Source organism: Phenylobacterium sp. LjRoot219 (assembly GCF_964252995.1).
Taxonomy (GTDB): domain Bacteria; phylum Pseudomonadota; class Alphaproteobacteria; order Caulobacterales; family Caulobacteraceae; genus Phenylobacterium.
Map to the genome: position 1 here is coordinate 1,205,228 of NZ_CAXUQI020000001.1, position 11,930 is coordinate 1,217,157.

Sequence of the window (11,930 nt, forward strand, 5' to 3'; positions counted from 1 at the left end):
GACCGCAGGGGCTGGGGACGATCCGGCGCTGCTCGCGGCGCGGGGCCAATGCGCTTGTGGCGCTGGGCGATCCGCGCGCCGCCGCCGCGATCCTGGCCCGCGCGCCCGGCCTCGACCGCAACGCCGAGCTGTCGCGCGCGGCCGCCGAGAGCGCCCTGGTCGCCAGCGACGCCGCCCGGGCCTGCGGGATCGCCCAGGCGCTGACCGTTGGGCGCGACGACGTCTACTGGCTGCGGCTGCGCGCCTACTGCCAGGCGAGCGCCGGCCAGGCCGCCCAGGCGCAGCTGACCTTCGACCTGGCCCAGGCCCAGGCGCGCGACGAGACCTTCGGGCGGCTGATGTCGGCCAAGCTGGCGGGCGGCGGCAATCCGGGGGCGGCGTCGCTGCGCAACGGCCTCGACTATGCGCTGTCCCGCGATCTCGGCCTCGACCTGGCGGCGGCCAAGCCCGCACCGGCGCTCGCCGCGGCGCTGCCCGGGACGGACCCGGCCGAGCCGGCCTGGACCATCCCGGCGGGCGACACCGACCGGCTGGCGGCCGCTCGGGCGCTCGCTGCGGGCCAGCCGGTCGCGCCGGAGCTGGTCGCGCGGCCTGCTCGACGCGGCGGCCAAGGCGCCGGCGGCGCAGCGCGCAGGCCCCCAGGCCGCGGCCCTGATCGTCGCGGCCTACGCCGGCGCGAGCGGCCCGGACCTGCGCGGCCGGCTGGCGGCGCTGGCGGTTCCCGAGGGGCGGGCGCCGGCGGGGCGCAATCTGGCGCTCGCGGCGGCGGCCCAGGAGCGGCTGGTCGGCGAGACCGCCATGCTGGTGCTGTGGACCTGCGCCGACGCCGGCGCCGCCGGGCCGGCGCCGGGCGACCGCGCCCGCAGCGTCCAGGCGCTGCGCGAGGCCGGCCTCGACGCCGACGCGCGCAATTTCGCGGTGGAAGGCCTGTTGGTGGCGCCATGAGCAAGCTTGGTGGCTCAGAGGCCGGCCGCGGCCCCCGCCACCCCTTCGGGGTCCCCCTCCCCCTTGGGGGGAGGAGAGGGGTGGCTGCGGCTTCGAATCTCCTCCCCCTCTGGGGGAGGGGGACCGCGAAGCGGTGGAGGGGGCTCGCCGCCCGTCCTCAGCCATGAGCAAGGGCGCGTCCTGGGCCGAGGCCTTTCTGGAGATGATGGCCGTCGAGCGGGCGGCGGCGAAGAACACGCTGTCGGCTTATGGCCGCGACCTGTCCGACGCGACCGGGTTCCTGGCCGGACGCGGACGCGACCTTTCCGACGCCTCGGCGGAGGAGGTGGAGGCCTATTTCGCCGACCTTGGCGCGCGCGGGCTGTCGCCGGCGACGGCGTCGCGCCGGCGCGCGGCGGTCCGGCAGTTCTATCGCTTCGTGCTGGCCGAGGGCTGGCGCGCCGACGATCCCTCCCGCCGGGTCGAGGCCCCGAAGAAGGGCCGGTCGCTGCCGAAGGTGCTGAGCCGCGAGGAGATCGACCGGCTGATCGCCGCCGCCGGCGCCCGCGACGGGGCGCAGGGGATCCGGCTGGGCTGCATGGTCGAGCTGGCCTACGCCTCAGGCCTGCGGATCTCCGAGCTCACCGGTCTGACGCTGGCCGCGCTGGCGCGCGATCCGGCCTACCTGATCGTCAAGGGCAAGGGCGGCAAGGAGCGGCTGGCGCCGCTGAACGAGACCGCGCGCGCGGCGGTGAAGGCCTATCTGGAGGTCCGGCCGCGGTTCCTGCCGAAGGGCGACAAGGCCAATCCCTGGCTGTTCCCGTCGCGCGGCGTGGGCGGGCGGTTGACCCCGCGGCGCTTCGCCCAGCTGCTCGACGAGGCCGCCGCCGACGCCGGGATCGACCCGGCGCGGGTCAGCCCGCATGTGCTGCGCCACGCCTTCGCCACGCACCTGCTGGAGGGCGGCGCCGACCTGCGGGTCGTCCAGACCCTGCTCGGCCACGCCGACATCGCCACCACCCAAATCTACACCCACGTCGCCGGTGACCGGCTGCGCGAGGTGGTCGAGACCAAGCACCCGCTGGCGAAGAAGAGCTAGCTCACCGGTACTTGCCGCTGCCGTCCGGGCAGACGCGGACATAGCGAGCGTCCGCGCCGCTCCCCGTCGGCGCCAGGCGGCAACCGCGGCTGACGTAGCCGGCGGCGTTCGGATCGGCGCGGGCGGTGGCGTCGGTGTCGTAGGGGACCGTGTCGCTATAGTTCCAGTAGCCGCCGGTCTGATCGCTCATCGGCGCGATGCCGGCCGTGTTGGCGCCGTAGGCGCCCACAGAGGCCGCGCCCTCACTCGGGTTGGGGGCGTAGGAATAGGAGTAACCGGCCGTGGGCGGCCCGAAGCCGGGCGCCGGCGCCGGCGACGGACCGCGCGGCTGAGCGTACGGCGGGGCGGGACCGTAACTCGCCGATCCGTAGGGTTGCGCCGCGACCGGCGCGGCGATCACCAGCGCCGCCGCAGCGCCGATCGTGATCATCATTGCGCAATGCATGTACGCCTCCGCAGTCGTGCGCGTCGCGGGCTCGGGCGCGCCTCGCGCGCGTCAACGGCCGGCGCCGGTCGAAGTTGCGCGCCGGAGGCGCCACGTGTCCGCGGAGCCACAAAGAAAGAAGCCGCCCCTCGTGGAGCGGCTTCGTTGGCGGCGCGGATCGCGCGCTTAGCCGGCGACGCGGTAGCGCCCGCTGCCGTCGGGACAGACCCGGACGTAGCGGTAGTCGCTGCTGTTGACCGGCGCCGGGGCCAGGCGGCAGCCGCGCTGGCTGTAATAGCTGGAGCGGGTGTCGCGATAGACGCTGTTGTCGACCTGGTAGGGGACCGTGTCGCCGTAGCTCCAGTAGGCCCCTTGCTGGTCGCATTTGGACTTATCGTTGGCGTGGCCCACCGCCGCGCCGAGGCCGCCGCCGACCAAACCGCCCAGCACCGCGCCTTCGGTGCGATCGCCGCGGCCGGCGACGTTCGAGCCGAGCACCCCGCCGGCGATGGCGCCGAGCAGGCCGGCGGTCACGGCGGAGTTGTTGTTGCACTTGATCGGCGCGGCGTAGCCGGCGTTGCTGCCGTAGTAGTCGGCCGCAGGCGCGTTGGACGCCCACTGCCGGTCGTCCCACGCCGGCGCCGGCCCGTAGGCGCGGGCGTAGGCGCCGGAACCGTAGCGGGCGTCGTACCTGGCGCGGCGGGCGTCGTAGTCGGCGCGGCGGCGGTCATAGTCGGCCCGGGCCGCGCGATAGGAGTCCTGCTGTGATTCCCAGCGCGCCCGGTCGCGGTCGTACTGCCGCTGCTGTTGCTGGTACTGATCGGTCGGCCGGTAGGGCGAACCATATGGCGACCCGTACTGCGAACTGGCGGGCGCGCCGTACGGCTGGGCCGCAACCGGCGCGGCCGCGGCCAGCGCCAGCGCCGACGCGGCGACGGTCTTGAAAGCGAAATGCATCGTCTAGCTCCGTGTTTCTCCTCGGCCGCGGCCGCGTGTCAGGGCAGGTCCGCGTGTAGATGGGCGGCGCGCCAGGAGCCGCTGTTCGTCCGGCGATGCGGCCGATCGGCTGGGCGCCACCTCGGGCGGAGTTAACGACGATAAGCGTCCGGGGGTTGCAGGCATGAAATGTTAGCGGCGACGCTGCTCTTGTTAGCTTGAGCCATCCCGCCTAATTTCCGCCGCTTCCGCGAACGCTTGGGAGCGCCGCCCTCGTATGGCCCTGCATTATCTCGAGTTCGAGCGGCCGATCGCCGAGCTCGAAGCCAAGATCGAGGAGCTGTCGAAGCTCTCCGAAACCGCCGGCCCCGGCGTCTTTGACGCCGAGATCGAAGGATTGCGCTCGCGCGCGCAGAAAATGCGCCGCGACGCCTACTCCAAGCTCGACGCCTGGCAGAAGACCCAGGTGGCGCGTCACCCCGACCGCCCGCACTTCGTCGACTACGTCGCCGACCTGATCGACGACTTCATCGAGCTGCACGGCGACCGAGTGTTCGGCGACGACCAGGCGCTGATCGGCGGTATCGGCCGGTTCCGCGGCCGCCCGGTGGTGGTGATCGGCCACGAGAAGGGCCGCGACACCGCCAGCCGCGTGAAGCACAACTTCGGCTACGCCCGGCCCGAGGGCTATCGTAAGGCGGTGCGCCTGATGGAGCTGGCCGAGCAGTTCGGCCTGCCGGTCATCAGCCTGATCGACACCGCCGGCGCCTATCCCGGGATCGCTTCCGAGGAGCGCGGCGTCGCCGAGGCGATCGCGCGCTCGACCGAGAAGTGCCTGATGCTCGGCGTGCCGAACGTCGCCATCATCACCGGCGAGGGCGGCTCCGGCGGGGCCATCGCCATCGCCGGCGCCAACCGGGTGCTGATTCTCGAGCACGCCATCTATTCGGTGATCGCGCCGGAAGGGGCCAACTCGATCCTCTGGCGCGGCTCGCGCACCGGCGCCGACGCGGCCCGGGCGATGAAGATCTCCGCCCAGGAACTGCTGGCGAACAAGATTGTCGACCGCATCATCCCCGAACCGGTCGGCGGCGCGCACTCCGACCGCGAGCAGACCATGGCCAACGTCGCCGAGGCCATCGAGCAGGAACTGGCCGGGCTGGACGGCCTGTCGGCCCAAGAGCTGCGCAAGCGCCGCTCGGACCGCTTCTACGCCATCGGCCGGACGCTGCAGTAGCGGCGGCCCCCTCCACCGCTTCGCGGTCCCCCTCCCCCAAGGGGGGAGGAGAAGGAAGCTGCAACCTCGATTCTCCTCCCCCTCTGGGGGAGGGGGACCCCGAAGGGGTGGAGGGGGCGCAGCTTCTGCGGCGCTTTACGCCAGCCCCTTCAAAGCTTCCGCCACCTCTTCCACCGCCGCCTCGGTCGTCGCCCAGGAGCAGACGAAGCGGACGCTGCCGTCGAGGAAGCGGTAGACGAACCAGCCGGCGGCGTGCAGCCGCGCGAGCGTGGCGTCGTCCATCTCGACGAACACCGCGTTGGCCTCGACCGGGTGCAGCACCTTGAACGGCATGGCGGCGGCCAGCTTGGCCGCCATGGCGTTGGCGTGGGCGGCGTGGCGGAGCAGCGCGCCGTCCTGCAGCATGCCGACGAACGGCGCGGCGTAGAACCGGCCCTTGGACGGCAGCTGGCCGGCCTGCTTCAGGCGCGGGTCGATCCGCCGGGCCAGGGCCTTGTCGAGGATCACCAGAGCCTCGGTGGGCGGCATGCCGGCCTTGGCCCCGCCGAGCACGAACAGGTCGACGCCGAGGCCGGCGAGTTGCGTCAGGTCGAAGCCGGCCGCCGCCGCGTTGGCGACGCGCGCGCCGTCGAGGTGCACGCCATGGCCGCGGGCCTTCACCGGCGCGATCAGTCGCGCGAGCTGCTCGGCGCTGTAGACCGTGCCGTACTCGGTGGCGGTGGTCAGCGAGAGCGCCGCGGCGGGCTGCCGGTAGGAGACGTCCGGCTGGGCCAGCGCGGCCTCCAGCGCCGTGGGATCGATGCGGCCGGAGGCGCCCGGCAGGCGGATCAGCCCGACACCCTGGCCGAAGAAGCCCGGCGCGCCGGTCTCGTCGGTGCAGATGTGGGCGTGCTCGTGCGCCAGCACCGCCTCGAACGGGCGGGCCAGGGCGGCGACCGAGATGGCGTTGGCGGCGGTGCCGGAGGCGACGAAACGGACCTCGGCGTCGACGTCGAGCAGGCCGCGGACCAGGTCGGCGGCGCGGGCGGTGACCGCGTCGGTCCCGTAGCCCGAGGCGTAGCCCTGGTTGGCGTCGAGCAGGGCCTGCATGGCTTCCGGCGCGGCCGGGGCGGTGTTGTCCGAGGCGAAGTCGTAGCGGGCGCTCATGCCGTCATCTCCGTCATCCCGGCCGCAGCGAAGCGAAGAGCCGGGACCCAGGGGCGGTGCGCGCGGCTCCTGGTCCCGGATCGGCCTTTCAGGCCGTCCGGGATGACGGGTGTTTTGGTGGGCCCTTAGACCAGCGCCCCGTGGCAGTGCTTGAACTTCTTGCCCGAGCCGCAGGGGCAGCCGGCGTTGCGGCCGGTCTGCTCCCAGCCGTCCGGCAGGGCGCTGACGGGCAGGGCGGCGCGCTGGTCGACCGGCAGGCCGTCGGGCAGGGCGCCCATCTGGGCGGCGTTCTCGCCGGTCAGCGGGTCGAGGTGGACTTCGAACATCCCCGGCGGCGGGGCCGGCGGCTCTTCGAACTGGAACTCCACCGTCATCAGCCAGCGGGTGACGTTCTGGCGCACGTCGACCAGCAGCTTCTCGAACAGCGAGAAGGCCTCGGTCTTGTACTCCTGCAGCGGGTCGCGCTGGCCGTAGCCGCGCAGGCCGATGACGTTGCGCAGGTGGTCGAGGTGCATCAGGTGCTCGCGCCACTGCATGTCGATCATCTGCAGCAGGAAGCTCTTTTCGACCGAACGCATGTGGTCGCCGACCTGGGCGTCGCGCTCGGCGACGCGGGCGACGGCGGCGGCGTTGATCCGCTCCTCGATCTCCTCGTTGGCGATGCCTTCCTCAGCCGCCCAGTCGTGCACCGGCAGCTCGAGGCCGAGGTACTCGCGGATGTGCGCGTCGAGGCCGTCGATGTCCCACTGCTCGGCGTAGGCCTTGGGCGGCAGGTGGCGGGCGACGATGTCGGAGATGGTGTCCTGGCGCATCTCGGCGATCACGTCGGAGATGTCGGCCGAGTTCATGAACTCGGCGCGCTGCTCGAACACCGCCTTGCGCTGGTCGTTCACCACGTCGTCGTACTTGAGCAGGTTCTTGCGGATTTCGTAGTTGCGCTGCTCGACGCGCTTCTGGGCCGTGGCGATCGCCGAGTTCAGCCACTTGTGGGTGATCGCCTCGCCGTCCTGGACGCCGAAGGTGCGCATGATCGAGTCCAGCCGGTCGCCGGCGAAGATGCGCAGCAGGTCGTCCTCGCAGGAGAGGAAGAACTTCGAACGGCCCGGGTCGCCTTGGCGGCCGGTCCGGCCGCGCAGCTGGTTGTCGATCCGGCGGCTTTCGTGCCGCTCGGTGCCGAGCACGTAGAGGCCGCCGGCGGCCAGCGCCCGGACCTTCAGGTCGGCGATCTCGGATTCGATCTCATGCTTGCGCTGGACCGCCATCTCCGGCGTGACCTCGATCCCTAGGCCGCGCTGTTCGTCGCGCCAGTGGGCGACCTTCATGTCGACGTTGCCGCCGAGCTGAATGTCGGTGCCGCGACCAGCCATGTTGGTGGCGATGGTCACCGCGCCGGGCACGCCGGCGTCGGCGACGATCAGCGCTTCCTGCTCGTGGTAGCGGGCGTTCAGCACGTTGTGCGGAATGCCCTTCTGGGTCTTGCCGTCGACCTCGAAGCTGTGCGCCTTCAAGAGCTCGGAGAGATGCTCGGACTTCTCGATCGAGACCGTGCCGACCAGGATCGGCTGGCCGCGCCGGAAGCAGTCCTCGATCTGGGTGATGATCGCCCGGTTCTTTTCCTCCGAGGTCCGGTAGACCTCGTCGTCCTCGTCGACCCGCGCGACGGCGCGGTTGGTCGGGATTTCGGCCACGTCCATTGTGTAGATGTCGTGGAACTCCTGGGCCTCGGTCGCGGCGGTGCCGGTCATGCCGGAGAGCTTGGAGTAGAGGCGGAAGTAGTTCTGGATGGTGACCGAGGCCAGCGTCTGGTTCTCGGGCTGGATGACCGCGGCTTCCTTGGCCTCGATCGCCTGGTGCAGGCCTTCCGACAGGCGGCGGCCTTGCATCATGCGGCCGGTGAACTCGTCGATCAGGATCACCTCGCCGGCGCGGACGATGTAGTCCTTGTCGCGGGTGTAGAGCACGTTGGCGCGCAGCGCCTGGTTGACGTGGTGCACCACCGAGACGTTGGCGGCGTCGTAGAGCCCGGCGGAATCCTCGGCGAGGTGGCCGCCGGCGGCCAGGATCTCCTCGACCCGCTCGGAGCCTTCCTCGGTCAGGATGACCTGCCGCTGCTTCTCGTCGTGGTCGTAGTTGGTCGGATCCTTGATCAGCTCTTTGATGACCAGGTCGATGGTCTTGTAGAACTCCGAGCGGTCGTCGGTCGGCCCGGAGATGATCAGCGGCGTGCGCGCTTCGTCGATCAGGATCGAGTCGACCTCGTCGACGATCACGAAATTATGGCCGCGCTGGACCATCTCGCCCGGGTCGTAGACCAGGTTGTCGCGCAGGTAGTCGAAGCCGAACTCGTTGTTCGTGCCGTAGGTGATGTCCGACTGGTAGGCGGCCTGGCGCTGGCCCTGGGACAGGCCGTGGACGATCACGCCCACGCTCATGCCGAGGAAGCGGTAGATCTGCCCCATCCACTCGGCGTCGCGCTGGGCCAGGTAGTCGTTGACGGTGATGACGTGCACGCCCTTGCCGGCGAGCGCGTTCAGGTACACCGGCGAGGTGCCGACCAAGGTCTTGCCTTCGCCGGTCCGCATCTCGGCGATGCCGCCCTGATGCAGCACCATGCCGCCGACCATCTGCACGTCGAAGTGGCGCAGGCCGATCGTCCGCTTGGAGGCCTCGCGCACCACGGCGAAGGCTTCCTCCAGGATGTCGTCGAGCGACGCGCCGGAGGCGAGCCTGGCCTTGAACTCGTCGGTCTTGCCGCGCAGCTCGGCGTCGGAAAGCGCCTGCAGCTTGGGCTCGAAGGCGTTGATCCTGCTCACCCGGGCCTGCATGGCCTTGACCTTGCGGTCGTTGGAGGAGCCGAAGAACCGTTGGAAGATGCTCAAGAGGAAGGTCCGGTCGATTGCGGGGCGCCGGCGCGGCCCTGCGCCTTTCGGCCCGTCGCCTGCCGGGAAAAAATCGCTCTTATCAGGGCGGCCGAGACTTAAGCAGCGCCCCATCCAGTGTCAACGCGGCGGGGGCGTCGTGACGCATCAAGAAACGCCCCTCCGTCAGCTTCCCGGCTGCTTCCCGGCTGCGCAGGGGAGGGGGCGTTCCGATCTTGGCCGGCAGGGTTTCCACAACCTTTGCACTTGAAGGCTTATATCGCTAGGGACGCATCGGCGCTTCGAGCGCCCGCCCACGCCAGCCTCAGAGGGCCGCCCCATGACCCGCAAGCCGACGAAGAAATCCGCGGCCGCCAAGCCCGTTGAAGTGGTGGGCCATACCCTCGAACGCGCCCTCGACCCGCTGACCAGCGCCCTGAAGCGTGCGGCGTTGAAGCGCGCCGACAAGCAGTCGCGCCAGTTCGCCGAGCCGCACAGCGCCCCGCCTCAGCCGGCGCCGAGCGGCGGCAAGGCGGCGATGCCGGTCTCGCCGCTGGCGGTGCCGTTCCCGAAGATGCCGCCGATCGCCGGCGTGCAACTCGCGACCGCCCGGGCCGGCTACTACAAGCACGACCGTGAAGACCTGCTGGTGATGAGCTTCACCGACGGGGCGAGCTGCGCCGGGGTGTTCACTCGCAGCTCAGTCGGCTCCGCGCCGGTCGACTGGTGCCGCAAGCAGCTGGAGCACACGAAGGGCGAGGGCGTGCGCGCGCTGGTCGTCAACGCCGGCTGCGCCAACGCCTTCACCGGCCGGCCGGGGGCCGACGCCGTGCGCCGGCTGGCCTCGGCGGTCGGCAAGCGGTTCGACTGTCGCCAGCGCGACGTGATGGTGGCCTCGACCGGGGTGATCGGCGTGCTGCTCGACGAGACCAAGATCGTCCACCGCCTGCCGGAGGTGGAGCAGAAGCTGGCGGCCGACTATTGGCCCCAGGCGGCGCGCGCGATCATGACCACCGACACCTTCCCGAAGGGCGCCTACGCCGAGGCGAACATCGACGGGACGACGGTGCGGATCGGCGGGATCTGCAAGGGCTCGGGCATGATCGCGCCGGACATGGCGACGATGCTGGCCTTCGTGGTCACCGACGCGGCGATCTCGCCGGCGGCGCTGCAGAACCTCTGCAGCCTCTACACCCGCAACACCTTCAATGCGGTCACGGTCGACGGCGACACCTCGACCAACGACACCCTGCTGCTGTTCGCCACCGGCCAGTCCGGCGCGCCGAAGATCAGCCGCGCCGGCGATCGCCGGCTGGCCGACTTCCGCGAGAAGCTCGAGCAGGTCCTGATGAGCCTCGCCCACCAGCTGGTGCGCGACGGCGAGGGTGCGACCAAGTTCATCAAGATCACCGTCACCGGCGCGGAGACCGCCGCCTCGGCGCGCAACATCGCCCGCTCGATCGCCGACAGCCCGCTGGTGAAGACCGCCTTCGCCGGCGAGGACGCCAACTGGGGCCGGATCGTCATGGCGGTCGGCAAGTCCGACGAGCCGGTCGACCGCGACAGCCTCAGCGTGAAGTTCGGCGACCTCTGGGCCGCCCAGGACGGGCTGATCGCGGCCAGCTACGACGAGGCCAAGATGAGCGCCTACATGAAGCGCCAGGACCTCGAGGTCACGGTCGACGTCGGCAAGGGCAAGGCGACCGCCGCAGTCTGGACCTGCGACCTGACCAAGCGCTACGTCGAGATCAACGGCGACTATCGGAGCTAAGGCTCCGGTCGCCCCCGCGCTCCGCTCTTCCCCGCGAAAGCGGGGACCCAGGCTTTTTCTGGAGCCCTGAGCGGGTGGCGAGTTCGCAAACAAAAACCCCTGGGTCCCCGCTTTCGCGGGGAAGAGCGGGGAAGGGGACTACCTGCCCGCCTTTGCGTACGCCTGCTCGATCAGGGCGATGACCTCCCGCACCTCGCGCGGGTCGACCGGCGGCGGGAAGCCCTCGCGGATCGCCGCGGCCACCTGGCGATAGAAGCGGGCCCAGTCGCCGGCCGGCAGCTGGCGCTCCTCGCGACCGGCGCTGCGCACCAGTGCGGCGGGGATGGTCGGCAGGTGGGCGACGAAGTCCGGATCCTGCGGGTGACGCCGGGCGTGCAGCGCCGCTTCGATCGGGTCGACGCCGAAGGTCAGGAAACTGCCGTGCGTGCCGTGCGCGGCGAACCGCGGCCGGGCGGCGGCGACCAGGCAGGAGGCCGACAGGATGCAGCGCATCGCCCCGTAGCGCAGGGTCAGCTCGAAATAGTCGTCGCTCACCGCGTCCTCGCGCTGCCAGGCGAGGTCGGCGGTGACGTGATCGGGCGGACCGAACAGCTGCAGCGCCTGATCGACCAGATGGGCGCCCAGGTCCCACAACACCCCGCCGCTGCCTTCGCTGGTGTTCTTCCAGCTGTGCGGCGGGACCGGCCGGAAGCGGTCCCAGCGGGACTCGAACAGCAGGACGTCGCCCAAGTCGCCGGACGCGATCGCCTGCTTCACGCCGAGAAAGTCGCCGTCGAGCCGACGGTTGTGGAACACGGTCAGCGTCCGGCCCTTGGCGTTGGCCAGGGTGATCAGCCGGTCGGCGTCGGCGACGGACAGGGCGAACGGCTTGTCGACCACCACATGCTTGCCGGCCGCCAGCGCTGCGGCGGCCTGTTCGACGTGCAGGGCGTTGGGCGTGGCGATCACCACCAGGTCGACGTCGTCGGCCTCGATCACCGCGCGGGGGTCGGTCTCCTGGCGCGGCGCGTCGCGGCGCTCGGCCAGGGATTCGGTGCGCGAGGTCGCCACCGCGGTGATCCGAAAGTCGCCGGCGGCCTCGATCAGCGGCGCGTGCAGGATCGCCCCGGCCTGGCCGTGGCCCAAGAGGCCCACGCGGATCAGCGGCGGTTCGAGCGTCATCGGCGGCCCTCGCGAGTTGCAGCGTCGGGCTTATAGTCTGGCGCTATGTCTGGCTATGTCACCGTGCTGACCACCACTGCGACCGCGGCCGAGGCCGAGGCGATCGCTGACGCGCTGCTGGCGGAGGAGTTGGCGGCCTGCGTGCAGATCACCGAGGTCCGCAGCCGCTACGTCTGGAACGGCGCGGTGCAGCGCGAGGCCGAGCAATTGCTGCTGATCAAGACCCGTGCGGCGCTGTTCGAGGTGGTGCGGGCGAAGATCCGCACGATGCACAGCTACGACACCCCGGAGATCGTCGCCCTGCCGATCACGGCGGGGGACGGGGACTATCTGAGCTGGCTGCGGAGCGTGACGCGGAGCGCGGAGTAACCGCC

General features: G+C 71.2%; 11 protein-coding genes. 5 read left to right on the top strand and 6 right to left on the bottom strand.

What is annotated here, in order from left to right; genetic code table 11:
* Positions 1–244 precede the first annotated feature (244 nt).
* On the bottom strand, positions 245–391 hold the full coding sequence (locus tag ACSQ14_RS05895; protein WP_436010682.1) for a hypothetical protein: 147 nt from the start codon (positions 389–391) through the stop codon (positions 245–247).
* A gap of 11 nt (positions 392–402) precedes the next feature.
* Between ACSQ14_RS05895 and ACSQ14_RS05900 the strand changes: the two genes are divergently transcribed.
* Together ACSQ14_RS05900 and ACSQ14_RS05905 are read left to right on the top strand one after the other, a co-directional pair.
* Positions 403–945: a hypothetical protein gene (locus ACSQ14_RS05900; protein ID WP_436010684.1), complete on the top strand. Its 543-nt coding sequence runs from the start codon at positions 403–405 to the stop codon at positions 943–945.
* Between the two features lie 163 nt (positions 946–1,108).
* Positions 1,109–2,023 carry a site-specific tyrosine recombinase XerD gene (locus ACSQ14_RS05905; RefSeq protein ID WP_436010686.1) on the top strand — a complete coding sequence of 305 codons (915 nt, stop codon included), beginning with the start codon at positions 1,109–1,111 and terminating at the stop codon, positions 2,021–2,023.
* 1 nt (position 2,024) lies between these two features.
* Here ACSQ14_RS05905 and ACSQ14_RS05910 read toward each other — a convergent pair whose 3' ends face one another.
* Together ACSQ14_RS05910 and ACSQ14_RS05915 are read right to left on the bottom strand one after the other, a co-directional pair.
* Positions 2,025–2,456, bottom strand: a complete 432-nt coding sequence (locus tag ACSQ14_RS05910; RefSeq protein WP_436010688.1) for a hypothetical protein — start codon at positions 2,454–2,456, stop codon at positions 2,025–2,027.
* Between the two features lie 177 nt (positions 2,457–2,633).
* Positions 2,634–3,404: a glycine zipper 2TM domain-containing protein gene (locus ACSQ14_RS05915; protein WP_436010690.1), complete on the bottom strand. Its 771-nt coding sequence runs from the start codon at positions 3,402–3,404 to the stop codon at positions 2,634–2,636.
* A gap of 256 nt (positions 3,405–3,660) precedes the next feature.
* On the opposite strand from ACSQ14_RS05915, the gene ACSQ14_RS05920 reads away from it, so the two are divergent.
* Positions 3,661–4,620 (top strand): acetyl-CoA carboxylase carboxyltransferase subunit alpha, encoded by a 960-nt coding sequence (locus tag ACSQ14_RS05920; RefSeq protein ID WP_436010692.1) that lies wholly within the window; start codon positions 3,661–3,663, stop codon positions 4,618–4,620.
* A 135-nt stretch (positions 4,621–4,755) separates the two neighbouring features.
* Here ACSQ14_RS05920 and ACSQ14_RS05925 read toward each other — a convergent pair whose 3' ends face one another.
* Positions 4,756–5,766 carry a beta-eliminating lyase-related protein gene (locus ACSQ14_RS05925; protein WP_436010694.1) on the bottom strand — a complete coding sequence of 337 codons (1,011 nt, stop codon included), beginning with the start codon at positions 5,764–5,766 and terminating at the stop codon, positions 4,756–4,758.
* A 125-nt stretch (positions 5,767–5,891) separates the two neighbouring features.
* A complete protein-coding gene (gene secA, locus ACSQ14_RS05930; RefSeq protein ID WP_436010696.1) occupies positions 5,892–8,645 on the bottom strand; it encodes a preprotein translocase subunit SecA in 2,754 nt (917 codons plus the stop codon).
* Between the two features lie 319 nt (positions 8,646–8,964).
* On the opposite strand from secA, the gene argJ reads away from it, so the two are divergent.
* Positions 8,965–10,395, top strand: coding sequence for a bifunctional glutamate N-acetyltransferase/amino-acid acetyltransferase ArgJ (gene argJ / locus ACSQ14_RS05935; protein ID WP_436010698.1), 1,431 nt, complete (start codon positions 8,965–8,967; stop codon positions 10,393–10,395).
* A gap of 138 nt (positions 10,396–10,533) precedes the next feature.
* Here argJ and ACSQ14_RS05940 read toward each other — a convergent pair whose 3' ends face one another.
* Positions 10,534–11,556, bottom strand: coding sequence for a Gfo/Idh/MocA family protein (locus ACSQ14_RS05940; RefSeq protein WP_436010700.1), 1,023 nt, complete (start codon positions 11,554–11,556; stop codon positions 10,534–10,536).
* 45 nt (positions 11,557–11,601) lie between these two features.
* On the opposite strand from ACSQ14_RS05940, the gene cutA reads away from it, so the two are divergent.
* Positions 11,602–11,925 (top strand): divalent-cation tolerance protein CutA, encoded by a 324-nt coding sequence (cutA, locus tag ACSQ14_RS05945; protein WP_436010702.1) that lies wholly within the window; start codon positions 11,602–11,604, stop codon positions 11,923–11,925.
* The last annotated feature ends 5 nt before the right edge of the window (positions 11,926–11,930 follow it).